This window comes from Herbaspirillum sp. meg3 (genome assembly GCF_002257565.1).
Lineage (GTDB): Bacteria > Pseudomonadota > Gammaproteobacteria > Burkholderiales > Burkholderiaceae_D > Herbaspirillum.
Window position 1 is genome coordinate 2,418,232 of record NZ_CP022736.1, and the last position, 25,323, is coordinate 2,443,554.

Annotated in this window: 22 protein-coding genes; 11 read left to right on the top strand and 11 right to left on the bottom strand. The window is 58.1% G+C overall.

What is annotated here, in order from left to right; translation table 11 throughout:
- Window position 1 precedes the first annotated feature (1 nt).
- Window positions 2–886: a DeoR/GlpR family DNA-binding transcription regulator gene (locus tag hmeg3_RS10980; protein ID WP_232511958.1), complete on the bottom strand. Its 885-nt coding sequence runs from the start codon at window positions 884–886 to the stop codon at window positions 2–4.
- A 212-nt stretch (window positions 887–1,098) separates the two neighbouring features.
- Here hmeg3_RS10980 and hmeg3_RS10985 point away from each other — a divergent pair, with 212 nt between their 5' ends.
- The gene (locus hmeg3_RS10985) at window positions 1,099–2,298 is read left to right on the top strand and encodes a porin (RefSeq protein ID WP_094563749.1); all 1,200 of its coding nucleotides are present in this window, start codon (window positions 1,099–1,101) and stop codon (window positions 2,296–2,298) included.
- A gap of 29 nt (window positions 2,299–2,327) precedes the next feature.
- Window positions 2,328–3,242 carry a glycerophosphodiester phosphodiesterase family protein gene (locus hmeg3_RS10990; protein WP_094563750.1) on the top strand — a complete coding sequence of 305 codons (915 nt, stop codon included), beginning with the start codon at window positions 2,328–2,330 and terminating at the stop codon, window positions 3,240–3,242.
- 68 nt (window positions 3,243–3,310) lie between these two features.
- Here the strand turns inward: hmeg3_RS10990 and hmeg3_RS10995 are convergent, their stop codons facing one another.
- Window positions 3,311–4,609, bottom strand: coding sequence for an MFS transporter (locus hmeg3_RS10995; protein WP_094563751.1), 1,299 nt, complete (start codon window positions 4,607–4,609; stop codon window positions 3,311–3,313).
- Between the two features lie 161 nt (window positions 4,610–4,770).
- A complete protein-coding gene (locus tag hmeg3_RS11000; protein ID WP_198361824.1) occupies window positions 4,771–5,562 on the bottom strand; it encodes a substrate-binding domain-containing protein in 792 nt (263 codons plus the stop codon).
- Window positions 5,563–5,803: 241 nt separating this feature from the next.
- Between hmeg3_RS11000 and hmeg3_RS11005 the strand changes: the two genes are divergently transcribed.
- Window positions 5,804–6,715 (top strand): LysR family transcriptional regulator, encoded by a 912-nt coding sequence (locus hmeg3_RS11005; protein WP_094563752.1) that lies wholly within the window; start codon window positions 5,804–5,806, stop codon window positions 6,713–6,715.
- A 95-nt stretch (window positions 6,716–6,810) separates the two neighbouring features.
- Here the strand turns inward: hmeg3_RS11005 and hmeg3_RS11010 are convergent, their stop codons facing one another.
- The 7 genes from hmeg3_RS11010 to hmeg3_RS11040 form a co-directional block, all read right to left on the bottom strand.
- A complete protein-coding gene (locus tag hmeg3_RS11010; RefSeq protein WP_094563753.1) occupies window positions 6,811–7,821 on the bottom strand; it encodes an SIS domain-containing protein in 1,011 nt (336 codons plus the stop codon).
- A complete protein-coding gene (gene nagA, locus hmeg3_RS11015; RefSeq protein ID WP_094563754.1) occupies window positions 7,814–8,959 on the bottom strand; it encodes an N-acetylglucosamine-6-phosphate deacetylase in 1,146 nt (381 codons plus the stop codon). The genes hmeg3_RS11010 and nagA overlap by 8 nt, the downstream gene beginning before the upstream one ends.
- 11 nt (window positions 8,960–8,970) lie before the next feature.
- On the bottom strand, window positions 8,971–9,882 hold the full coding sequence (locus tag hmeg3_RS11020) for a BadF/BadG/BcrA/BcrD ATPase family protein (protein ID WP_094563755.1): 912 nt from the start codon (window positions 9,880–9,882) through the stop codon (window positions 8,971–8,973).
- A gap of 28 nt (window positions 9,883–9,910) precedes the next feature.
- Window positions 9,911–11,056 carry an ABC transporter ATP-binding protein gene (locus hmeg3_RS11025; RefSeq protein ID WP_094563756.1) on the bottom strand — a complete coding sequence of 382 codons (1,146 nt, stop codon included), beginning with the start codon at window positions 11,054–11,056 and terminating at the stop codon, window positions 9,911–9,913.
- A gap of 22 nt (window positions 11,057–11,078) precedes the next feature.
- Window positions 11,079–11,993 carry a carbohydrate ABC transporter permease gene (locus hmeg3_RS11030; protein ID WP_094563757.1) on the bottom strand — a complete coding sequence of 305 codons (915 nt, stop codon included), beginning with the start codon at window positions 11,991–11,993 and terminating at the stop codon, window positions 11,079–11,081.
- Window positions 11,994–12,002: 9 nt separating this feature from the next.
- Complete coding sequence (locus hmeg3_RS11035) at window positions 12,003–12,917, bottom strand: carbohydrate ABC transporter permease (RefSeq protein ID WP_094563758.1); 915 nt, start codon at window positions 12,915–12,917, stop codon at window positions 12,003–12,005.
- 249 nt (window positions 12,918–13,166) lie between these two features.
- Window positions 13,167–14,438, bottom strand: coding sequence for an ABC transporter substrate-binding protein (locus hmeg3_RS11040; RefSeq protein WP_094563759.1), 1,272 nt, complete (start codon window positions 14,436–14,438; stop codon window positions 13,167–13,169).
- Window positions 14,439–14,852: 414 nt separating this feature from the next.
- Here hmeg3_RS11040 and hmeg3_RS11045 point away from each other — a divergent pair, with 414 nt between their 5' ends.
- From hmeg3_RS11045 to hmeg3_RS11065, 5 genes are all read left to right on the top strand, one after another.
- Window positions 14,853–16,208, top strand: a complete 1,356-nt coding sequence (locus hmeg3_RS11045; RefSeq protein ID WP_369828872.1) for an ABC transporter substrate-binding protein — start codon at window positions 14,853–14,855, stop codon at window positions 16,206–16,208.
- 61 nt (window positions 16,209–16,269) lie between these two features.
- Window positions 16,270–16,983, top strand: a complete 714-nt coding sequence (locus tag hmeg3_RS11050) for a response regulator (protein ID WP_007883659.1) — start codon at window positions 16,270–16,272, stop codon at window positions 16,981–16,983.
- 2 nt (window positions 16,984–16,985) lie between these two features.
- Entirely contained in the window at window positions 16,986–18,515 is a 1,530-nt protein-coding gene (locus hmeg3_RS11055) for an ATP-binding protein (protein ID WP_094563760.1), read from the top strand.
- A gap of 103 nt (window positions 18,516–18,618) precedes the next feature.
- Complete coding sequence (locus hmeg3_RS11060; RefSeq protein WP_094563761.1) at window positions 18,619–19,518, top strand: carboxylesterase; 900 nt, start codon at window positions 18,619–18,621, stop codon at window positions 19,516–19,518.
- Between the two features lie 23 nt (window positions 19,519–19,541).
- Window positions 19,542–20,063 carry a DUF4118 domain-containing protein gene (locus hmeg3_RS11065; RefSeq protein ID WP_198361825.1) on the top strand — a complete coding sequence of 174 codons (522 nt, stop codon included), beginning with the start codon at window positions 19,542–19,544 and terminating at the stop codon, window positions 20,061–20,063.
- Between the two features lie 180 nt (window positions 20,064–20,243).
- Here hmeg3_RS11065 and hmeg3_RS11070 read toward each other — a convergent pair whose 3' ends face one another.
- Window positions 20,244–21,467: an IscS subfamily cysteine desulfurase gene (locus hmeg3_RS11070; protein ID WP_198361826.1), complete on the bottom strand. Its 1,224-nt coding sequence runs from the start codon at window positions 21,465–21,467 to the stop codon at window positions 20,244–20,246.
- Window positions 21,468–21,776: 309 nt separating this feature from the next.
- On the opposite strand from hmeg3_RS11070, the gene hmeg3_RS11075 reads away from it, so the two are divergent.
- The 3 genes from hmeg3_RS11075 to hmeg3_RS11085 all read left to right on the top strand — a co-directional run bounded on the left by hmeg3_RS11075 (window position 21,777) and on the right by hmeg3_RS11085 (window position 25,302).
- Complete coding sequence (locus hmeg3_RS11075; protein ID WP_094563763.1) at window positions 21,777–22,706, top strand: LysR family transcriptional regulator; 930 nt, start codon at window positions 21,777–21,779, stop codon at window positions 22,704–22,706.
- Window positions 22,707–22,837: 131 nt separating this feature from the next.
- On the top strand, window positions 22,838–24,331 hold the full coding sequence (locus tag hmeg3_RS11080) for an NAD(P)-binding domain-containing protein (RefSeq protein ID WP_198361827.1): 1,494 nt from the start codon (window positions 22,838–22,840) through the stop codon (window positions 24,329–24,331).
- Entirely contained in the window at window positions 24,328–25,302 is a 975-nt protein-coding gene (locus tag hmeg3_RS11085) for an ABC transporter permease (protein ID WP_094563765.1), read from the top strand. The genes hmeg3_RS11080 and hmeg3_RS11085 overlap by 4 nt, the downstream gene beginning before the upstream one ends.
- The last annotated feature ends 21 nt before the right edge of the window (window positions 25,303–25,323 follow it).

Here is a 25,323-nt window from a genome sequence, read left to right on the forward strand (position 1 = left end):
TTCATTTTCCTGCTGCGATGGCCGCGTCGTTGGTCATGGCGAATTCACGTTCTTCTGTATCGCTGTCGGATTGCGAAGTCACGACGACACGGGTGTTGCCAGCCAGCATGGCGGCCAGGTTCGGGGTCAGGGGACTGTCGGTGACGAGGATGTCGGGGTCGGACAAATGACCGCCGCGCACCGGCGCCTGACGGCCGAATTTGGAGTTGTCGGTGACCAGAATCTGGGTACGGCAGCTCTCGCGCAATGCCTGGCGCGAGCTTGATTCCATACGGTCGAAGTCGAGCAGCGTGCCATCGGTGTCCACACCGCCGACGCCATAAATGCCGAAGTCCGCACGAAAATTGCGGAACAATTTATCGGCATCGTTGCCGAGAATTTCCGGATTGGGAAATCGCAGGGTGCCGCCCGGCACGATGACCTGGTTGTTCTGATTTGTTGACAAGGCCAGCGCCGCGCGCAGGTTGTTGGTGATGACGGTAAGGTGGTCGTGCTTGGCCAATGCCAGCGCAACTTGTTCCGGTGTGGTGCCGATGCCGATCAGCACGCTGCACGAGTTGGGGATGAGCCTGGCGACCGCAGCACCGATCTCGGCTTTTTGTTCGAGATTGTTGATGCGTCGCATGTCATAAGGCTGGTTGCGCGCAGACAAAATCAGCTCGGCGCCGCCATGTCGACGACGCAGGATATCGGCATCGCACAAGGCGTTGATGTCACGACGAATGGTTTGCGTCGTGACGGCGAAATGCTCTGCCAGTGCCTCCATCGTCATGAACCCGTGCTGGCGGAACAGCGCAATGATTTCGTTATGCCGCAGCGAAGCAGGCTTGATGACGGGCTTGGCTCCGGACTTCGAGGAAGGGTTACTTGCAGGATTCGCTGGCATGTTCACTTATCCATTCATTCGTTCATTTGAAAACGTGTTGAATGTTATCGAGCGATTGTTACGGGATCGTGACCTTGTTGATGTTCATATGAACGTCATTTGCCTTTCACATCATCACAACGTCATGGCGATGTCATATATCGAGGGCATAGTTCGCAGCAGTTTCATCACTGCTCGCAATTTCCCTTTTCAACTTTCCTGAAAAAACATTCATGAAAAAATATGCTCTCGCCATTTCGCTTTCCGCCGCCGGCATGTCCGTTGCCGGAGGCGCCTATGCGCAAACCAACGTCGCCTCATCGGGCGTCACCATCTACGGGATCATCAATCCCAGCCTGACCTATACCGACAAGGTCGCCAACGCTACGTCAGCCAATCCAACCGGGACCGGCTCACGTCTGAGCATGGACACCGCCGTGGCGCAAGGTTCGCGCATCGGTTTCAAGGGTGTGGAAGATCTGGGTGATGGTTTGAAAGCACTGTTCACATTGGAGAACGGCTTCAACGCCGACACCGGCCAGCTGGCGCAGGGCGGTTTGTTCTTTGGCCGTACTGCCATCATTGGCCTGTCCGGCAAGGGCGGCACCATTTATCTCGGCCGCCAGAAAGATTACATCGACGATCTGGCGCCTTACAACGGCGCGCTGGATTTCGGCAGTCTGGTCAACAACATCCATGCATTGAATCTGGATCGCACGCAAGGCTCGCGTGTCAATAACTCGGTGCGCTACAACTCGCCGGTGATGGGCGGTGTCACATTGAGCGCCTTGTACGGTTTCGGCGAGCAGGCCGGATCGACCGGCGCCGGTCAATCCTTTGGTGTGGGCGGTAGCTACAACAACGGTCCGTTGTCGTTGGGCGCTGCGTATTTTCAGAACAAGCTGACTGCCAACAACACCTTCACCGGTTCCAGCGACTCCGGCATTGCACCGGGCGCCACCACCGGCAGCATTGCCAGCACTTCGCTCAAGACTTTCCTGATCGGTGGTTCGTACAAACTCGGTGATGTGCGCATGTACGGTTCGTACTCGCAGGTCAAGCAACCGCTGGCGGTTGCCGCCGGTACCGCAATGACCGGTTTCACCGGCGCTACGGGCGCAGCCTTTACGTTCGGCGGCGTCAACAACAGCAAGGTCGATCTTATCGACTTCGGCGTCAACTACAACGTTACGCCAACCACGCAACTGCTCGCGAACTTCGTCGGCACACGCTCCAAATTTGTCGGTGCCAAAGACGGCAAGGCGTCGCAGGTATCGCTGGGCGTGGATTATTTCCTCTCCAAACGCACGGATGTGTATCTGTTCTACGCGAACATCCGTTCGTCGGACATGTTCAATCCAGGCTTGTACGTCGCACCGGGCGGCACCAATACCCAGAACGTCCTGACGGCCGGTATCCGTCACAAGTTCTGATCGGCTTGTTCGCCTACAAGGAGAAACAGATGAGCATAGTCAAGAACGGACTGAGACTGACCGTCTGCGCCGCGCTCCTGAGCGTATCGCTGGTGGTCAGCGCTGAACCGCTGATCGCGGCACATCGGGGCGGTACCGGTGACGGACCGGAAAACACGATTCCGACGCTGCAGAATTCACTCAAGCACGGCGCGGATATCTTGTGGATGACGGTGCAGGTGTCCAGTGATGGCATCCCCGTGTTGTATCGTCCGGCCGATGTCGCGGCGCTGACCGACGGTAAAGGAGTGGTCAATAGTTTGACCGCGGCACAACTGACTGCACTCAATGCGGGCTATATGTACAGCGCGACAGATGCAGCCGGCAACAAGAGCTATCCCTATCGCCAGCAGCCGGTGACGGTACCGACCTTGCGCGACGCGTTGCGTGCAGTGCCTGCGTCGGTGCCGATCATGATCGACATGAAGCAGTTGCCTGCTGAAGTGCTCGTGAATGCAGTCGCCAAAGTCATCGAGGAAGAAAACGCGTGGCAACGCGTGCGCTTTTATTCCACGGATGCCGATGTGATCGCGCTGATGGCGAAGCAGCCAAAGGCGCAGGTGTTCGAATCCCGTGACGCCACACGTGACCGCCTGGCGCGCATTGCGCTCAACGGCGGTGCTTGCGACATGCCACCGGCGGCCGGTACGTGGTCCGGTATCGAGCTGGAGCGAAAGGTCACCGTGGTGGAGAAGTTTACTCTCGGTGAGGGCGTCTCGGAGGTGGTGGCGCACTGGTGGACACCGGCGGCGATGAAATGCTTCAAGAGCAATCCCGGCACCAGAGTAATGGTGTTCGGCGTTGACTCGGCGGCAGCCTATCGCAGCGCGCAGCAGTTGGGCGTGGATGTGGTGATGACGGATTCGCCGTTGAAGATGAAGGCGTTACGCGAATCTGCCAAATAGGCAACAGCAGACGTGAAAAAAGCGGGAAGGGCGCAAGCCGCTTCCCGCTTTTCTTTTGTCCAGATCGATCAGGCAGCCAGCGGTACCGCCAGCGACTTTTTACGATACAGAACCAGGGTTGCGATCAGACCGCAGACGGCAGCGAAGCTCATCCACAGACCTGGCGCAGCCTTGTCATGTGTCAGTTCGATCAGACCGGTGGCGATCGCCGGTGTGAAGCCGCCGAAGATCGCTGTCGCCAGGCTGTATGCCAGCGAGAAGCCTGCGGTACGCACATCGACCGGCATCACTTCGGTCAGCGCCACGACCATCGCGCCGTTGTAGCTGGCGTAGAGGAAGGACAGCCACAGTTCCACGATCAGCATCTTGCCGAAAGTAGCGTCACCAACCAGCCACGTCATGGCCGGATACGCGGTCAGGATGGTCAGTACGGTGAACACCAGCAGCAAAGGACGGCGACCGATGCGGTCAGACAGCGCACCCATCACCGGCAACCAGATGAAGTTGGAAATGCCGACGCAGAAGGTGACGATCAGCGCGCTTTCCGTGCTCAGCTTGAGCACGTTTTTGCCGAAGGTCGGTGTGTAGACGGTGATCAGGTAGAACGAGACGGTGGTCATCGACACCAGCATCATGCCGGCGATAACCAGCTTCCAGTTTTCCAGCATCGAACGGAAGATTTCAGACAGGCTGGGCTTGCGCTTGCGGGCCATGAATTCTTCAGTTTCTTGCAGCGAGCGGCGAATGACGAACAGCACCGGCACGATCAGGCAGCCGATGAAGAACGGGATGCGCCAGCCCCAGTCACCGACCTGATCCTTGGTCAGCCACATGTTCAGGCCGTAGCCGATCGCCGCTGCAACGATGATGGCGACTTGCTGGCTGGCGGACTGCCAGCTGACATAGAAGCCCTTGCGGCCCGGTGTTGCCATTTCAGCCAGATAGACCGATACGCCGCCCAGCTCGACACCTGCCGAGAAGCCTTGCAGCAAACGGCCGATCAGCACCAGCGCCGGGGCCAGCAGACCGATGGTTGCATAACCCGGCACGAAGGCGATCAGCATGGTGCCGACGGCCATCAGCGCCAGTGTCACGATCAGACCTTGACGGCGACCCACGCGGTCAACATACGCGCCGAGAATGATCGCACCCAGCGGACGCATCAGGAAGCCTGCGCCGAAGGTCATGAAGGTCAGCATCAGGGACGCAAATTCATTGCCGCTGGGGAAAAATGCCTTGGAGATGTAGCTGGCGTAAAAGCCGAACAGGAAAAAGTCGAACATTTCCATGAAATTGCCACTGGTGACGCGTAATACAGTGACGAATTTCGAGGACGATGCAGATGACTGAGATGTTTGAGATGTCATGGTTTGTCTCTCTCTACCCGAGGTGATCAGGTTATGTGTTTTCTGAACAGTGCTTGCGACGCGGATTTTTTGTTATTGAGCGTCGGCGGAGCGCAGTCTATCGCAACCAAAGGAAGCATAGCTTTCTAACAGCTTTCATGTTGCGTTTATTTTATGCATTGTTATTTGGATAAGGGGAGCAAAGAATCCAGGCCGCTTTTGTTGACTTCCGGCGCTGCCTCGGGCGATGCCAGGAAGCGGATCAGTTGCCGCGCCTCGTCCGGATGCTGCGCACCGGTGGGGATACCTGCGGCAAACACGGTGACGCTTTGCAGCGACTCTGGAATTTTACCGACAAAGTCGGCGCCAGCAACCGGCAGCAGCTCGCTGACCTGCTGGAAGCCAAGTTCATAGTCGCCGCTGGCAATCACGCCGGCGACGGGAATTTTGGGAATCATCTTTGCCTTGCCTTTGACCTGATCTTCGATACCGAGCTTTTTGAACAATTCACGCTCTATATAGACGCCGCTGGCGCTGTCCGAATACGCGATCGATTTCGCTTGCAGCAAGGTTTTCTTGAGTGCTTCAGGAGTACTGATGTCCGGTTTGGCACTGCCGGCGCGTACGACCATGCCGATGCGCGAATCGGCGAGCGCGGCGCGGCTGCCGGGGATAACCTTGCCTTGTTTGATCAGCTCGTCCAGTGCGTAGCCGACCATGATCACGACGTCGGCTGGTTCGCCGCGTTGCAGGCGATTGGGGATGGCTTCGGGTGCAGTCCCCATGGATGGGCCCCAGGCAGTCGACAAGGTATTGCCGGTGGCTTGCTCGAACTTGGGCGCAAGCGCTTTATATGCTGCGGTAAAGCCGCCCGAATTCATGACCTTGAGTTCTGCGGACCAGCTATTTGCTGACAAAATACTGACTGAAATTGCCAGCCAGGAAATGAGGAGTGTGCGACGCATCTTGGGCATGGGGTTCTCTATCTTGGTTGAAGTGTTGTCTCTGGTCGTTATTGTTTTTATGCAGCCTGCAGTGCAGCGCCGTGCCAGTGAATCGTATTGAGTATTCCCGATCTTTCCCGATTTTTCACGTCGGAGCGGGAATCAAGAGCGCGATTCTTGCAAATAGAATTGATAAAGTAAAATGCATAATTTAGTACTATTGATTCGTTAATAGCATCAATAAGATTTGAATTTTTATTCAAGGTCACGCATGAAACAACTCCGCTTCGACATCGCCGATCTGCAGGTCATGGTGGCAGTGGTAGAGCGCGGAGGTTTTCGCGCTGCCGCGAGCGCCATCAATTTATCGCAGCCGGCCTTGTCACGTCGCATCGACAAGCTGGAAGAAGCGCTCAATGTCAGGCTGTTCGAACGCACTACCCGCCGCGTTGCCTTGACGGTCGTGGGACGCGAGTTCTATGCCAAGGCGCAGGAAATCCTCGCCAATGTCGAAAGCTCCTTATTGAGCATCAGCGACATTGCCGCCAGTTCCGGCGGCGAAGTGACCATTGCTTGTGTGCCGTCGATGGCGTATCACTATTTACCGCCGGTGATCAAGCAGTTCAATGCCCTCTATCCGAATATTCGCATCAAGGTAATTGATGAAGGCGCCAACGAGGTGCTTAACGGCGTTTTGCGCGGCGAAGCCGACTTCGGCATCAACTTCATTGGCGCACAGCAGGCCGACATCGATTTTGAAGAGATCATGAGCGAGCGTTTTGTACTGGCCTGTCTGCATGATCATCCGCTGGCACAACGGCGCTCGGTGAAATGGCGTGAGATCGACAAATATCCCTACGTGGCGGTGGCACGCTCCAGCGGTAATCGGCTCCTGCTGGATCAGGCGCTGGCGACGACGGATGTGCGTCCGAGCGCAGTCTATGAAGTGCGCCACGTCGCGACTTCATTGGCTTGGGTCGCCGCTGGCCTGGGTATCGCTGCCGTGCCTCACCTGGCGATGCCGACGGAACATGACTCGCCGTTGAAAGCGATCCCGCTGGTGGAACCCAAGGTGGAGCGCACCCTCGGCCTGATCCGCAAAAAAGGACGCAAGCTGTCTTCCAGTGCACAACATCTTTATGACGCGCTCAAAAATAAACCGCCCAGACCTTTTCAGGCATAGGCGGCAAAATACGACAGCGGAAGAACTGTTTTTCGCGGCTTCGTTTGTCTCCTCAGTCCCCAGCTTATTGCTTTAATTTAGTCAATCGTTCTTGATCAACTTGTCTTGGTCACCTTGCTCAGATGACGCGGTTTGTCCGGATCCATGCCGCGCGCGACCGCCAGCTGCGCCGCCATGACGTAGAAAGCCTGGATTGCGACGATGGGATCGAGATCCGGCGTGACGGCCGTCGGCAAGGTCAGATCGCGTTCGCTCACATCTTCCGGTGCTGCAAGCAAAACCTTGGCACCACGCTGGCGCATCTCTGCGGCCAGTTGCAGCATGCCGGCCTGCGTCGGGCCGCGTGTGGCAAACATCAGCAGTGGGTAGCCTTCGTTGATCAGTGCCATCGGGCCGTGTTTGATTTCCGCGCCGCTGAATGCTTCGGCCTGGATGGCGGAGGTCTCCTTGAATTTCAACGCGGCTTCCAGCGCCAGCGGGAAACCGATGCCGCGACCGACAACCATGATGCTGCTGGCGGGCGCCAGTACGTCGATGGCTTTTGACCAGTCGCTGTCGGCAGCGCGCTGCAGTGAATCCGGCAGGCTTTCCAGCGCGTGCAGGAAGTTGGCGTCGTCTTGCCAGTGACCAGCGAACATTGCCCCGGCCACCAGGCTGGCGATGAAACTTTTGGTCGCGGCGACGCTGAGTTCAGGGCCGGCGCGTAGCGGGATGGACCACTCGGCTGCCTTCGCTAATGGCGATTCGGCGTCGTTGACCAGCGCCAGCGTGATGGCGCCGCCGTCGCGGAAATAACGAATGGGTTCGATCACGTCGGGGCTTTGGCCCGATTGCGAGATGGCGATAGCCAGGCGATCGCGGGCAATCAGCGGTGCCTTGTTGAGCGTCACCAGCGACATCGGCAGCGAAGCGACGATGTGGCCCAGGCGTGCCATGGTGAGGTAGGCGCAATAGCTGGCGGCATGGTCTGAACTGCCGCGCGCCACAGTGACGATGCCTGACGGTGGTGCGGCGCGCAGCCAACGGCCCAGTTCGGCATAGCGGCCGCGGTCTTGCGCGAGCTGGTCGGCAACGTGCGTACCGGCCGAGCGCGCCTCCTTAAGCATGAGCGAGGTCAATCTTTTCTCCTTCTACGTAGACTTCTTTTAATTTGAACTGGCGATCGAACACCAGGATGTCGGCAAAACAGCCGGGCTTGAGGCGGCCGCGTTCCTTGACGCCGAGATAGTCGGCCGGATAGGTCGACGTGCGCAGGGAGGCTTCGGAGACGTCGAGGCCCATGGCGATCAGATTGCGCAGCGCCTGATCCATGGTCAGTGTGCTGCCGGCCAGCGTGCCGTCGGCGAGGCGTACGCCGCCTGCGCATTTGTGGACGACCTGGCGGCCCAGCGTGTAGTCGCCGTCAGGCATGCCGGCAGCGGCGGTGGAGTCAGTGACGCAATACAGACGAGGGATGGCGCGCAAGGCTGCGCGAATCGCGCCCGGATGCACATGCAGCATGTCGGGAATCAGTTCGGCGTATTCGGCATGCGCCATCGCCGCGCCGGCCATGCCGGGTTCGCGATGATGGAAGCCGCTCATGGCGTTAAACAGATGGGTAAAGCCGGCTGCGCCGTTCTTGAGCGCGGCGACGCCATCGTCGTAGGTACCCAGCGTATGGCCGATCTGCACCAGCATGCCGGCGGTGGTCAGGGTACGCACCAGTTCCAGATGGCCATCGACTTCAGGCGCGATAGTGATCAGTTTTATCGGGGCAAAGCTGGCCAGCCAGTCGACTTGTTCCAGCGTCGCTTCGACGGCAAAGTCGGGTTGCGCGCCGAGCTTTCCGGGGTTGATGTAGGGGCCTTCCAGATGCACGCCGAGGATGCGCGCGCGGCCGCTGCCTGGTTCGCGCTTGCGGCTGGCGCTGCCGATGGCTTTGAGTGCAACTTCCAGTTCTTCCAGCGGCGCGGTCATGGTGGTGGCGAGCAGGCTGGTGGTGCCGTGCCGGGCGTGCAGGCGGGCAATCACATCGACGGCGTCGCCGCCTTCCATGATGTCCTTGCCGCCGCCGCCATGCACGTGCAGATCGATGAAGCCGGGCAGGATGTAATCGCCGTCGTTGGCATGCGGTGAACCGTCGACCGGCTCATGATCGAGCGCGTGCCCATCGATATTGCAGATCAGGTCGCCGAAGTTGATGGCACCGTTGATCCAGCCATGCGGCGTGAGCACGTTGCCGCGGACTTGGGTAATGGAGGACATGGTTTTCTCCGTCAAGAAAGTATCAGGCTCTTGCGCACCAGCAGCAAAGCGCCGTCGGCGGAATCCGCCAACGGCGGCGTGATGCGCTGTTGCAGCGCCGGTGAAAAATAAGTTTGCAGAGCGGCCGCCAGGCCACCGCACAGCGCCAGCGGCAATTGCTGCTCTGGATCGAGCGTCGCGGCCATCAGTTCGAGTTCGGCCGCAGCTTGGACGAGGATGTTACGGGCAGCGGGATCGTTGTCTGCATGCGCAATCACCAATCGTGCCAGCCTGGCAAAGGCGGCCTGATCGGCTTGCGAGAGCCAGTCGAGTACGACATCGCGCTCAGCGCGTCCAGGCATATTGCTGGCGCCGTCGGTCTCGCAAAACGCCACTGTGGCAGCCGACAGCGCGCCATGCGGCGCACGGCCGTCGACGACGTGTTGCGCGTGGTTGATGGCGCGCAAGCCCATCCAGGCGCCGCTGGCGTCGTCACCGGAAGGAAAGCCCCAGCCATCCACCACGCGTTCGCTGCCGTCTGCATACAAGGCCACGCCGATGGTGCCGGTGCCGACCGCGATGATGGCGCCGGTCTTGCCCTGATGCGCTCCGAGCAAGGTCGTGGTGGCGTCGCTTGCCAATTGCAGTGCACCGAACGCGGGGGCTTTGGCGCGAAAATCTTCTGCCCATTGCGCCACATTGAATCCGGCCACGCCCATGCCCGCCGCCAGTTTCCTGAATGGCGGCATAGCTACCCCTGCGTTGGAAAAGGCTCTTTGCAGCGTCGTCAGGATGGCGTCCCAGGCTGTTGCTGCGCCATTGCGCAGCGCCGAGCCGGCGCCGACTGCTTCGCCCAGCAAGCTGCCGTCGGCACGAACGACGCGCACCAGTGTCTTGGTACCGCCGCCATCCACGCCGATCAGATAGTCATACGCCTGGTCCATGCATTGCTCCGTTGTTGGTTCTTGGCGATCAATGCTGAGTCGGTTGGCGGGACGACACCAGATTGCCCGGCTTCAGGCGGCGGAATGCCTCGCCATTGGCATCGAACAGATGGAGGGCATGGCTGCCGGCTGAGAGCGCAATGCGCTCGCCGATCTCGACGTTGCGATTGCCGTCGCCGCGCACCACGATGTCTTGTCCACTGGTGAGCGTCACGTAGATGAAGTTGGCTTCGCCCAGATGCTCCACCAGATTGACTGTGCCGTTGAAATGTTCCGAGCCGGTGGCGCCGCCAAAGCCATCCTCAAGGATGTGTTCGGCGCGCAGGCCCAGTGTGACCTTGTCGCCGGCCCTGGCCGTACCTGGCGCGACGTCGACACGTACTTGCTGGCCGCCGACGATGGCAACGTGCAGGCAATCTTCGCCCACGGCGGATACCACGCCGGGCAGCAGATTCATCTTGGGCGAGCCGATGAAGCCGGCCACGAACAGATTTTGCGGATGCTGATACAGCTCCAGCGGCGTACCGGCTTGCTGGATGTGACCGTCGTGCATGACGACGATCTTGTCGCCCAGCGTCATGGCTTCAACCTGATCATGCGTGACGTAGACGATGGTGGCCGCGAGTTGCTTGTGCAGCTTGGCGATTTCCAGACGGGTCTGCACGCGCAGAGCGGCATCAAGATTGGATAGCGGTTCGTCGAAGAGGAACAGCTTCGGCTTGCGCACGATGGCGCGGCCGATGGCCACGCGCTGGCGCTGGCCGCCGGAAAGTTCGCGCGGCAGACGTTCCAGCAGGTGATCGATCTTGAGGATGCCGGCGGCATGGCGGATACGCTCGTCGATGTCGGCCTTGTTGCTGCCGGCGATCTTGAGGCCGAAGGCCATGTTCTTGTACACGTTCATGTGCGGATAGAGCGCGTAGCTTTGAAACACCATCGCAATGCCACGCTTGGCCGGCGGCAGATGATTGACGACTTCGCCGCCGATAGCGAGTTCGCCGCCGCTGATGTCTTCAAGACCGCAGAGCATGCGCAGCAAGGTCGACTTGCCACAGCCGGAAGGGCCGACCAGAACGCAGAATTCGCCGTCGCGGATGTCGAGGTTCAGACCGGCCAGTACATCCTGCTTGCCGTCGTAGGATTTTTTCAGTTCTTTGATGCTTACGTTTGCCATGATTTGCCTTGCGTATGTTGGATTACTTCACTGCGCCGGCCGTCAAGCCGCGGATCAACTGGCGCGAGAACAGCGTGTACAAGATCAGGATCGGGATGACCGCCATCGACAGCGCCGCCAGTACCGAATTCCAGTCGGTGGCGTATTGGCCGATGAACTGCTGCACACCGAGCGTGACGGTCTTGGTCTGATCGCCGGGAGCGAGAATCAGTGGAAACCACAGGTCGTTCCAGGCCGGGATCATGGTGAATACCGCGACGGTGGCGATGGCCGGCCGGATCAGCGGCAGGATCACCTGGAAGAAGATCGTGAATTCACCGACACCGTCGCAGCGCGCGGCGTCTTTCAATTCCGTCGGAATCTGGCGAATGAACTCCGACAGGATCATCACCGCCAGCGGCAGGCCTTGCGCCGTGTAGACCAGGATCAGCGCCGTACGGGTGTTGATCAGATCCAGCGCCACCACGAGTTGCAGAATGGAGACCGTGCCGAGGCGTATCGGAATCATGATGCCGATGGCCATGAACAGCGTCATCAGGCGATTGCCGCGGAATTTGTATTCCGACAGCGCCCATCCCGCCATCGCGCCGAACAGGACGATCAGCAGCAGGGAGCCAAGTGTGACGATCAGGCTATTACCGAAGTACAGCAGAAAGTTGGTGTTCGACAGCACTTTGTGAAAGCCGATCAGCGAGAAACTCTCCGCCGTCGGGAACGCCATCGGGTTATCGAAAATCGCCTGCCGCGACTTCACCGAATTCATCAGGATCAGCGCTATCGGAAACAGCGCGATCACCCCATACAGGCATAGCACGATATGTACCCAGATGTGACCAGCCGGCCCGAAACTGCGCTGGATTAAAGAAGGGCCGCGCCTGGTTGATGTCTTTACGGTTTTGCTGTCTGTTGCCAGTGCGATGGAAGAAGTAGAAGTCATCGCGATTCCTTAAAGCTCGTAACGGGTCAGCTTGCGCTGCACCAGATAAAAATACGTACCGACGCCGGCCAGGATCACCAGGAACATCAATGTCGCAACTGCTGCACCCATGGTCGGGCTGCCGACTTGCGCCTGGTAGCCGAAGAAGGTGCGATAGAAGAAGGTGCCCAGCAAATCGCTGGAATAATTCGGCCCGGCCAGTGCTCCCTTGACCGAATAGATCAGATCGAAGGCATTGAAGTTGGCGACGAAGGTGAGGATGGTGACCAGTCCCAGCGTCGGCCAGATCAGCGGCAGCTTGATCTGCCAGAAGATGCGCATGGCACTGGCGCCTTCTGCATGGGCGGCTTCCAGAACTTCTTCGGGGACTGCCAGCAAGGCGGCGTAGATCAACATCATCGGGATGCCGATGTATTGCCACACCGAGATCAGCGAGAGCGTGAACAGCGCAGTCGATTCCTGGCCCAAAAAGGGCGCGAAATAATCGCCGAGACCGACCAGCGTCATGAGCTTTTCGCCGACGCCCCACAGCGGAGAAATGATCAACTGCCAGATGAAGCCGATGATCACCACCGACAACAAGGTCGGCAGGAAAATCAGGGTGCGGTAAGTCCGCGCACCACGCAGGCCCTTGAGGCTGAACAACGTCGCCAGCAGCAGGCCGATGGGATTTTGCAGCAGCATGTGGATGCAGAAGAACTTGACGTTGTTCCACATCGCATTCCAGAAAGCGGTCGACCAGTCGGCGTCGAACAGGATGGTGCGGTAGTTGTCGAGGCCGACAAAGCTATGCACGCCGGCGTCGTTGGCGGTATAGAAGCCAAGGCGCAGCGTATCCAGCAAAGGCAGGGCGCTGAACAGGGAATAGATAATGACCGCCGGCGCCAGGAAGACGACGATGTGCCAGGGACGAGCTGTTTTCACTGCAACTCCTAGTATGAAGCATGCGAATCCCGGCGCAGAACGATGAAGTGTCTGGCCGGTTCAGATCTCAAATACGGTTGATGCACCGTAACCTGCTTACGATCTGTAGTGAGAGGCCATCAGCCGGTGGCGGCCGGAGCACAGCTCAGTTGAAACCCTTGGAATGTACTTCAGTACATGAGGATTCCGAGCACCGCCCAAGGATTGCCATTTCGCGGATCATGGCCTCGCAGTAAGATCGTATGCAGGTTATTGCTGTGGCTTGTACCACTTGGCGAAGCCGGTCTGGATCTTGGTGGCAGCGTCCTTCGGCGTCATCTTGCCGTTCAAGACCTGAGCGTTGACGTTCCACATTTCGTTTTCCATGCTTGGCGTGCCACGGTTCAGGATCTGCGAGTTGACACGGATGGTCGACGAGCAGGACTTGCGCCAGTCGATCATCTGCTTGGCGATCGGATCCTTGACCGAGATCAGGTGGTTCGACAACGAGAAGAAGCCGGTGACCTTGTTGGTGTAGATGTCGGCAAATTCTTGCGAGCCCAGCCATGCCAAAAACTTGTAGGCGTCTTCCTTGTTCTTGGATTTCTTGTTCACGCCCATGCCGATGTCGTTGTGGTCGGAGATGTAGCAAGCGTCGCCGGCCTTCGGCACGGGCGGCGGGAACACACCCAGTTCCAGCTTGGCGTTGGCATTGGCGTTGAAGTAGGCGATGTCCCACGAACCGGCGGCATATACAGCGCCCTGGCCGAGTGCAAACATGTTCTGGCTGTCGCCGTAGGTTTGCGCCGATGCACCCTTGGACAGATACTTGCCGAGCTTGGCTTCATATTCCCAGGCAGCCAGGAATTGCGGGTCGGTGAATTTGGCTTTGCCGGCGATCAGCGCCTTGCGGCCGGTTTCGCCCTTCCAGTAGTTGGGGCCGACGCCGGTGAACAGCACCTGATGTGCTTCCCATTGATCGGCGGTACCGAGCACCAGCGGAGTGTACTTGCCGCCTGCCTTGACGGTTTCCAGCAGCTTGAGGAATTCAGCTTCCGTCTTGGGCGGCTGCAGGTTCATTTCCTTGAAGATCTTCTGGTTGTACAGGAAGCCGTGCATCACGGATGCGATCGGCATACAGAAGGTGTCTTTGCCGTCATCGGTCTGCCATGCGACCTTGGACGATGACGGGAAGGACTCCATGCCGGCCTTGCCGTCCAGTTTTTCCAGATGGCCCTTGTTGTAGAGCGACAGCGAAACGTCGAACGGGCGGCAGGCAACCAGATCGCCCGCAGTGCCACCGGCCAGACGCGCGGTCAGGCTGGAGTCGTATTCGGTTGGTGCGGTCGGCGAGAATTTGACGGTGATGCCGGGGTTCTTTTTTTGGAAGGCCGGAATCAGGACGTTTTCCCACAGCGCCAGATCGTCGACGCGCCAGCTTTCAATGGTCAGCGTGCCGGCCTGCGCATTGCCGCCTGCCAGTGCGAGCAGCACGGCGCTGCTGAGGGTAGCGAGAGCGAGGGCTTTTTTTACGGTTTGCATCAAAGGTCTCCTAATGGTGTTTTTGCATTGATGGTGGGAGGTGGCCGCTCTGAGCTTCCCCAAAAAAAGTCCGCAATTGCAGAGCCAGCGCCGCGACAGTAGCACCGGAGAAAATGTGATGCGAGCATTTGGAATTGCTGCCAGAAATACTTGGTAAGTAATTGATTTAATTGATGAATAATAAAAACTGCAACGATGTTGGATTACATATATTTACAGAGCGGCGGAGGGGTTCTCAGGTTGCGCCCATGGCATCGGGGCATACGGCTTTGTAAGGCGGGAGATCGGGTAAACAGGAAACTAAATAAAACATTACATTTCTTTACAAAACGTGAATCCAATTAATGTTCTTATCGCGTGGTGACGGTGACTTGGGCTATAGTCACACGCGCTCTGGAGACGCAAGAAAACATAATGATAAAAATGACAAGGCTCATGATGGGAGAGGCAACGCTGCGCGCAGTGGGCGTCGCTGGCGTGGCATATGTCTTGGCGCTTGCTTTGCTGTCGCCGGTTTTTGCCGCACCGCCGATGCCGTCTGTACCGCCTGCTGCATCTGCGAGCAGCAGTGCAGGATCTTCGCTGCAGGTGCTGCACTGGTGGACATCCGCCGGTGAACGCAAGGCAGTCGGCGTACTGATCAACAAGCTGGCTGAACAGAACATCCAATGGCGCGATTTCGCCATTCCAGGTGGTGCCGGCATCGGCGCCGGCAAGGTATTGAAAAGCATGGTGCTGGCCGGCCATGCGCCGGAAGTGACGCAATTGAACGGCGTGATCTTCGGCGAGTGGGCGGATCTTGGTTTGCTGCTGGAGCTTGACACTGTGGCGACGCAGGGCAACTGGCAAAAGCTGCTGTTTCCGACGGCATGGTCGCTTCTGAACAATCACGGTCATGTGGTTGCGGCACCGTTGGGCATTCATCGCATCAACAATCTGTACTACAACATTGCAGTGTTCAACCGGCTGGGATTGCGCCCGCCGCGTAGCTGGGACGAGTTTGAGCAGGTTGCGGCCAAGCTGAAGCAGGCCGGTATCACACCATTGGCGCAGAGCAGTGAATCATGGCAGGTGGCGACATTGTTCGAAACGCTGGTACTGGCCGAAAGCGGGCCGGCGTATTACCGCGAATTATTCGTAGACCTTAGTCCGCGTGCCTTTGCCGATGCGCGCTTGTTGCATGCATTGAAACGTTTGCGCAACCTCAAACAGGTAATGCAATTGCCGGTGCGGGAGCGGGCATGGACGGAAATAGCACATCAACTGGCGGACGGCGAAGCGGGTATGTTCATCATGGGCGACTGGGCCAAGGGCGATTTCAACGCCTGGGGCTTGAGCGCCGATCAGCAGTTTGGTTGTGCTGCCGTGCCGGGTACGGCCGATTACCATTTGTATAGCATCGACACGCTGGCGATGTTTGCCGATGACTATTCGCATCAGTCTGCACAGGAAGTGCTGGCACAAATTGCAATGTCGCCCGCGGTGCAATCCGACTACAATAAATTTAAGGGTGCGATCCCGGTATGGCGTTCGCCGGACACCAGCAAGATGGACAGTTGCTCGCTCAATTCGTGGCGGACGTTCAGCAAGGGCGCCGCGTTTCAGGCGCCAAGTCTGGTGCACCGCATGGCGACCGATGAAACCACCAAGGACGCCATCGTCGCCGAGCTGCGGCGATTCTTTGTCGATGACCAAATTTCTGAAGCGGAGGTGCAGCGCAAGTTGGCCTCCATCGCACGGGCACTGTCGCGCACCGGAAAAGTGGAATAGGCCGACCACGTAGTCGGAACAAGTCAATCAGGTAAGCAAAGCACTAAGCAAACGAGTAACAATGACCCGCAAAATCCTCATCGTCGACGACGACCAGAAAACCCGGACTCTCCTGAAAACCTATCTGGAGAAAAACCAGTATGAAGTGCGCCTGGCGCACAACGGCGAAGCTTTTCTGGCGGAGTTTCAGCGCTACGCCGACGAGCTGTCGCTGGTGATTCTCGATGTCATGCTGCCGGACACCGACGGCTTTGCGCTGTGCAAGATCGTACGGCGCAAGTCGAATGTGCCGATCATCATGCTGACCGCCAGCTCGGACGAAACCGATCGCGTAGTCGGTCTGGAGCTGGGCGCCGACGACTACATCGCCAAGCCTTACAGCCCGCGTGAACTGCTGGCGCGCATCAAGGCCATCCATCGCCGCACCGGTATCGATAATGCCGCGGCGCCACGCTTTTATCGCTTCGTTGGCTTCACTCTTGATACGGTGGAACGTACGTTGCTCGATAGCGCCGGGCAGGTGGTGGCGTTGACGGGGATGGACTATCAATTGCTGAAGTATTTCGTCGAGCATCCGGGTGATGTACTGGATCGTAATGTGCTCAGCGAAGAAACCCGTGGCCGCGATTCCGGTCCTTTGGATCGCTCGCTCGACGTACAGATCAGCAAGTTGCGCCTGCGTCTGAACGACGGCGGTAAGCAGCCGCATCTGATCAAGACGGTACGCGGCGCGGGTTATGTGTTCTCGGCCGATGTGACTGCGGCGTCGGTCTGACGATGTCCGGCATTCCGCCCCCCGTATTGCCGGCGCCGCCCAAGGCCTTGCGCCGACAGTATTTTCCTGCGGTAGCGCATGTGCTGGACTGGCTGTTGCCGAATTCCTTGCTGGGCCGGTTGTCGGTGGTGATGATCTTTGGCGTGCTGGTGACGCAACTGGCCGGAGGCCTGATCTGGGCGGCGCAATTGCGCACCAAATCAGAGGCGGAAACCCGCATCGCCGCACAGCATCTGGCGCACAGTGCCTCGGGCGCAATTCGTTATTTCATGAGCTTGCCGTCCAATTATCGTCCCATCATGATCCAGCAACTGCGTGAAATGGGCGGCACGCGCTTTTTCGTCAACGCCAATACCGCGCTGGTGCCGATCCAGCCAATTGCGCAGAATTCCCTGGCGGATATTGCCGTCGAATCTGCTGAAGAAGCCTTGAAATCCGATTTGCCGTTCCTGCCGGAATTCCGTTTGGCGTTCGCCTGGCCGGACAACCTGCCGGTCTCCGATGACGGCCTGAAAATCGGCGATCTGCCTGACAGCTGGGTGCAGCACATTCTGCTGATCAAGCCGAACCCGGCACCGGTGTTGGTGATCCAGACGCAGATCGAGTCTGGCAAGTGGTTATATCTGGCGGCATTGATGCCGAACCCGTATTTCCTCGACAGCAGTAATCCCTTGTCGCTGGATCGCGTGGTCTTGCAAGGCTTGTCGCTGGCGGCGATTCTGCTGTTGACCATTCTGGTGGTGCGCTGGACCACGCGTCCGCTGGCAGCCTTGTCGGATGCGGCCGAAGCATTCGGCAAGGGCGAGACCGTGCCGGAGCTGCCTGAAACCGGCAGCCGCGAATTCGTCAAAACCGCGCGCGCCTTCAGCGGCATGCGCGAGCGCATCAAGCGTTATCTGGAAGACCGCGAGCGACTGTTCGTCTCGATTTCACATGATCTGCGCACGCCGATCACGCGTCTCAAGCTGCGCACGGAGTTGCTTGATGACGATGACATGCGCACTGAATTCCACGACGATCTCGATGAGCTGGACATGATGGTGAAGGGCGCATTGCAATCCGTCAAAGACAGCGACATCCACGAAAACCGTACCGAAGTCCGGCTCGATGCGCTGGTGGCACGGATGATCCGCGATGCCAGCATGGCGGGGCATGAGGTGGCGTTCCAGCCTTCTGGCATCAACGTCATGGCCAAGCCGCTGGCCCTGAAGCGCGCTATCGGCAACCTGTTCGACAATGCGCTGTTTTACGGAGAGAAAGTGGAGATCACGATCCGGCAGTCACAAGGCGTTGACGGCGATATGGTTGAGATCGAACTCCGTGATCACGGCCCCGGCGTACCGGAAGATGCGATGGGAAGTCTGTTTCAGCCCTATCTGCGACTGGAGCATGGGCGTAACCTGAACAGCGGCGGCATGGGCCTGGGGCTTGGCATTGCGCGTAATATCGTGCAGGCGCACGGCGGTGAATTGTTGTTACGTAATCATCCAGAAGGCGGCCTCATCGCGACGATCATCCTTCCGGCGAAGTGAACGCTGCGTGTCGTTATTGAGAACGTTTCGCAAATCACTGTGAAGAAATGTCAATAGAGGTCTACAATGCTGACTATTCGACATCATCGTAATTTTGTATCGCATGGACCAGAGCGCACGCACCGAACATCTGCAAGAGAGGCATCAGGAACGGCAGCGGGATCATGCCGTTATTTTGTTGCACGGATTGTGCGGCTCTAGCCTTGAGCTGGGAACTATCCCCAAGGCGCTGAAAAAGGCCAACTGCACCGTGGTTGAGATGCAGATCCCCAATTACTCTGCTGCATTGACTGATCCCACCGTCACCCCGAACTGGATGGACTGGTGCGCCATGGTGGAAAGCAAGATCGTCAAACTCAAGGAAGAGCACAAAACGGTATCGCTGTGCGGACTGAGCATGGGCGCCACGTTGGCGCTGGCAGTGGCGAGCTTCAGCCGGGAAATCCTGAGTGTCGTGCTGTTGTCGCCGGTTCTGAAATATGATGGCTGGTCGATCCCCTGGTATCACCGCTGGATGAATCTGCCGTACACCCTGGGCTATCGCAACTGGACCTACAAGGAAAGCGATCCCTACGGTATCAAGAATTTTGAAATGCGTCGTCGCGTTGCCAACGCCCTCAAGAAAGACGGCGTGGCGGCAGTCGGTGCTGCGGCCATTCCGGCGCGGCATTTATGGGCGGCGCAAAAGTTGATGGCTTACGTGCGGCAATCGCTGCCGCTGGTGCGCGCCAGCACGCTCGTGATTCATTCGATCGACGACGAAACCGCCGCACCGCGCAACGCCGAGATGATCATGGAAAACATCAAATCGGAAGTTCGCAAGGTGATCTGGCTGGGCGATTGTTATCACATCATTACGGTCGATAACGAACGTGAGATCGTGACCAACGAAGCGGCGCAGTTCATCAAGCGCAACATCGACATGCACAGTAACGATATTTCCCTCAAGTATCTTTTGCACAACTCTCCATTGAAGGACCGCCGGTCGGCATCGGCATCATGACTATGATGAATAAGGAGCTTCTCATGGGCATCATCAAATTGAGAAACGCGAAGCGCTGGAAAGCAGTCAACCTCAATCCCACGCTGGTGTGCACCTTCGGTTTTCTGGTTGCGTTCGCGTTGCGCTACGTGTTGAGCCCGTTTGTCGACGAGTCAATGTCGATGCTGTTTTTCGCGCTTAACTGCATTGTGATGAGTTATCTGTTCGGTTATGTGCAGTCGCTGATTTTGCTGATTATCAGTATTCCGACGGCGCTGTTCTTTTTCCGCAAGCCGTATTTCATGATGGATGGCTTGGGTAACAAGGATGTATTTCTGATCGTGGTTTACGGCACGATCGTGATGCTGGCATCGGTCATTATCGAATGGCTGCAGCGCGAGCGCTATTCGGCTGTCCTGCAACAGCGGGTGTCGGAGACGCGTTATCAGATGCTGATTGAATCGGATCAGGCGCGCCGGGCCGAATACGCGGAGCATTTTGCGGCAGTCAGCAAGCGTCAGAGCGAAGAAGCTGCTGCAAACAGCGCCGGTGTGGCGCCTCAATAAAACAGCCTTGTTTCGTCGCACGTCGGCGGAGCGGGTAGGGCGAGCCGCAAAGGCTCGTTTCGCTGATCTTCAACCACTCATTTCCAGATTCAAGCGCTCATCGCGAGTCAGGTACGACTTAGCGAAGCATTCGTGACCTATCAGTGCTTCACTGAGTCGTCCTGCGCTGCCAATGCCTGGTCAATGCGCAGGTGCCGGCTGATTTTGCAGCAATTGCTGCAGGGTCTTGATGGTGTAGTCGATTTCCGCTTCCGTCGTATAGCGTCCCAGTGAAAAACGGATGGCACTGCGCGCTAACGCGTCCGGACGGCCGATTGCCGAGAGCACGTAAGACGGCGCCGCATTGGCCGAATTACAGGCCGAGCCGGCCGATACGGCGATATCCAGCAGCTGTCCCGCTACCGAAATTTCTCCACCCAGATCGAAACTCACGTTCAGGTTATGCGGGATACGCGCTTGTTCGCAGCCATTCATCACGACGCCCGGCAGGTCGCGCAGGCCGCTCCAGAGGCGGTCGCGCAAGACACGGATACGCGCGCTTTCTTCCTCTTGCAATTGTGCGGCCAAGGCAAAAGCTTCGCCCATACCAACGATCTGATGTGTCGCCAGCGTGCCGGAGCGCATGCCGTTTTCATGCCCGCCGCCGTCGATTTGGGCTTCCAGTTTCAGCGCCGGATTGTGGCGGACGTATAAGGCGCCGATGCCTTTGGGGCCATAAATCTTGTGCGCGCTGAATGACATCAGATCAACCTTCAGCGTTTGCAGGTCGATGGTGATCTTGCCGGCAGCCTGTACCGCGTCAACGTGGAAAACGATGCCGCGCTCCCCGCAAACTTCACCGAGTTCGGCGATTGGCTGGATGACGCCGATTTCATTGTTGACCATCATGACTGAAGCCAGGATGGTGTCAGGACGCAACGCCGCCTTGAATTGTTCGATGGTAATCAGGCCATTGGGCTGAGGCTGCAGGAACGTCACGTCGAAACCTGCACGCTCAAGCGTATGCATGGTGTCGAGGACCGCCTTGTGCTCCGTGGCGACCGTAATCAAATGCTTGCCGCGGCCGGCTTCCCGCAAGACATGTGCCGCGCCCTTGAGCGCCAGGTTGTTGGATTCTGTCGCGCCGGACGTCCACACGATCTCCGTCGCCTTTGCGCCGACGAGTGCAGCGACCTGCTTGCGCGCCTTTTCCACCGCGGCTTTGGCTTCCCAACCGAAAGAGTGGGAGCTGCTGGCCGGATTGCCGAATTTCTCCGTCAGGTAAGCACACATCTTGACTGCAACCGCCGGGTCGACCGGGGTTGTGGCCGAATAATCCAGGTAAATGGGGAATTGCAGCGCAGCCTTGTCGCCGCTGGGGCTGACGGAACTGTCGGAGGTAATACAGGCGGAGGAAGCATTCATGGCAATGAATCCGTAATGAAAGTGTGCTTACAGGTGTGCTTAAGTTACGATGGAATGTATAGATGAAAAACGAATATAAAGTTATTTCAATATGCATTTTTTGATTTAAAGAGAGCGGTAAGCCAGCTTTTCATCAAAAATTTTAGCTAATTCGCATCTGGTTCACGTTTGTTCAAGATGCGCCAAAAAGCTTTCATGCATTGCACTCGCTGCTTATGCAGTTTTTTCGTATTAACTTATGCAAAATGATTATACTTAAATGGAATGAACATATGTCTATAATCCGAAAATCGTATAAACCATAATAATATGGACCTGAACCAACTGGAAGCTTTTTCGGCGGTGATGACTATCGGCAGCGTGACTGGAGCCGGGCGTAGTCTTGGCCGGTCGCAACCGGCTGTCAGCAAGGCGATTCAGGATCTGGAAGGTGAGCTCGGTTATCCCTTGTTTGATCGTAACGGCCCGCGCGTGACGCCGACCGACAAGGCCTTCCTGTTATATGAAGAAGTGGAGCGCTCGCTGGTCGGGCTGCGCACTATCCGTGAACGCGCCATCGAAATCGGCCGCGAAGAATTACAACCCATCCATCTGGTGGCAACCCCGGCGCTGGCATCGACCATTGCGCCGGCAGCACTCAAGCTGATTGAAAAGAACGGGTTGCCAGAGCATATCCATCTGCGCAGCGCCTCGGCGGAGCAAGTGGTGCATTCGGTGTTGCACCGTACGGTCAGCCTCGGTCTGACCAGCCTTCCGGTGGCGCATCGCGGCCTGGATCTGCACTGGATCGGCCAGGCACCTTGCGTGGCGGTGCTGCGCGCGGACAGTCCTTTGGCTAAAGCTGACGTGATAACCGTCGATGCCTTGCGCCATGAGCGCGTGATCACCATGTCCAACCGCTATCGCCTGCGTCAGCGCATCGACATGGCGCTCGGCCACGACAAGCCGTTGAACGTGGCAATCGAAACCAACACCTCCTTTAACGCCATCATGGCGGCACATGCAGGCCTTGGCGTCGCGCTGGTGGAACCGATCACCGCGCTGGGGATGCCGATCGAAGGGCTGGCGGTGCGTCCGCTGGCGGAGAACATTCCCTTTTATTTCGGCGTCGTCACACCCTTTGGTAAGCCGGTCGACAGCATCACGCAAGCCTTGATCGGCGCGATTGAAACAGCGGCGAGAGATATCTTGCACGGCTTCGTCAAACGTGATGCCAGCGATCACGACGATTTGCTGTAATGAGGTGACAACGGAATGCGGGACTGCATTTCTTGGTGCAAGTACATTAACCGAACAAACGAGCAACAGAATTAAGCGGCAGGTAAGTACATGATTTTTTACATTCAGCCGACAGGGAAGGGGCGCTCATCGTGAGTGAAACTACACAAGCCGCGAACACAGTGACCGGCACCGGAGCGATTGGCCTGGCTGCGCTGGAAGCGCGCCTGCAACAAGACCTGGCGTGGCTGGAGTTGCCCGCCAAATCGTGGGTGCCCCCCAAGACCGTGGACGGCCAGCAGGTACTGGATGTCGCCGTCATCGGCGGCGGCCAGGCCGGGATGGCTGCTGCGGTGTCGCTGCTGCATCTGGGCATTAACGCTGTCATTTACGATCAGTCGCCGGCAGGATTTGAAGGTCCCTGGGCAACGACTGCGCGGATGGAAACCCTGCGTTCGCCAAAGAAGCTGACCGGCCCGGCGCTGGGCTTCGCGGCATTGACTTTCCGTGCCTGGTTTGAGGCGCAATTCGGACTGGCCGCCTGGGAAGCGCTGGATAAAATCCCGCGTCTGCAATGGATGGATTATCTGCGCTGGTATCGCAAGGTCATGGAGCTGGATATCCGCAATGATCATCGCATCGATGCCATCCTGCCACGCGCCGACGGCGTTGTGGAGCTGCATATTGATGCCCCGGCGGGCAAGTCTGTGGTACTGGCACGCCGCGTCGTGCTGGCCACCGGGCGCGACGGTCTTGGCGGTGCTTATCTGCCGGCTTTGGCCGAGAGTCTGCCGCGTGCGCTGTGGGCGCATTCTTCGGACGACATGGATTACAGCAAACTGGCCGGCAAGCGCGTTGGCGTGATCGGTGCCGGTGCGTCCTCCATGGACAGCGCGGCAACTGCGCTGGAGTCAGGCGCTGAACGCGTCGACCTGCTGATCCGCCGCAAGGAACTGCCGCGCATCAACAAAGGCAAGGGCGCAGGCAGCCCGGGTCTGACCAACGGCCACATCAATCTGCCGGATGAGTGGAAATGGCGCATCCGCCATTACATCAACGTGCAACAGACGCCGCCGCCAAGCGGCAGCGTGCAGCGTGTGTCGAAGTTTGCCAACGCGCGCTTCCTGTTCGGAGCGTCCATCGACAAGGTCGAGGTGGTCGGTGATAGCCTGCGCATCACCACGCCGCGCGGTCTGTTCGAGATTGACTTCCTGATTTTCTCGACGGGCTTTCGTATCGACTGGACCGTGCGTCCGGAGTTTGCCGCCATTGCGCCACATATTCGCAATTGGCGTTCGCGCTACATGCCGCCGGTCGGCGACGAAGACATGGAGTTGTCCGATTCTCCCGATCTCGGCCCGGCATTCGAATTCCGGCAAAAGCATCCGGGCGGCTTGCCGGGACTGGAGCGTGTGCATTGCTTCTGCTATCCGGCGGCATTGAGCCATGGCACGCTGTCGGGCGATATTCCTGCCATCAGCGATGGCGCGCAACGGCTGGCGCAAGGCATCGCGTCCTTGCTCTATGGCGAAGACGTCGATACGCATTACAAAAACATTCAAGCCTATGCCGAGCCGGAACTGATCGGCGACGAATGGACACCGTCCGAGCCGACCGAGCAAGAACGCCGGGGAGCAAGCCGATGAGCGGGGCGATTCTGCGCAGCGTCTTGCAGGCGCTTGCGGTGCTGCTGCTGATGACGGTGATCGTCTTCTTCGGGCTGCATATGATCGGCAATCCGGTCGACATCCTCATCGGTCAGGACGTGGATCAGGTCGATCGCCTGCGCATCATCAAAGAACTCGGTCTAGATCAGCCTATCTGGCGGCAATATCTGGCCTTCCTCAATGGCGCGCTGCACGGTAATCTCGGCAACAGCTTCGTCTACAACGAGCCGGCCATCAAACTGATCTTCCAGCGTCTCCCGGCCACTCTGGAACTGGCTTTTGCGGCCTTGATCCTGGCGGTGCTGGTCGGTATTCCGCTCGGCTTGCTGGCAGGTTTGTTTCCGGAAAATATCTTCTCGCGCATGATCATGACGGGCAGCATCCTCGGCTTTTCGTTGCCGACATTCTGGATCGGCCTGATGCTGATCATGGCATTCAGCGTATCGCTGGGCTGGTTGCCTTCCGGCGGACGCGGCCAGACGGCGGGCTTGTTCGGCATACAGTGGTCGTGGCTGACGGCAGATGGTTTGCGCCATCTGATCCTGCCGGCGTTGAATTTGTCACTGTTCAAGATTTCACTGGTGATCCGTCTCACGCGCGCCAATGTACGTGAAGTGCTGCCGATGGATTTCGTCAAGTTCGCGCGCGCCAAAGGCCTGGCGCCGCTGCGCGTGGTGCTGATGTACGTGCTGCGCAATACGCTGATTCCGCTGGTGACGATCCTCGGTCTGGAGTTCGGCTCGACCATCGCCTTCGCCGTCGTGACGGAAAGCATCTTTGCCTGGCCCGGCGCCGGCAAGCTGATCCTCGACAGCATCAATGCGCTCGATCGTCCGGTCATCGTGGCGTACATGATGGTGATCGTGTGCCTGTTCGTGACGCTGAATCTGATTGTCGACGTCTTGTATAAAGTACTGGATCCGCGCGTGCGGGTGGAGGTCAAGGCATGAGCGAGATTTCTGCCCCGAAAG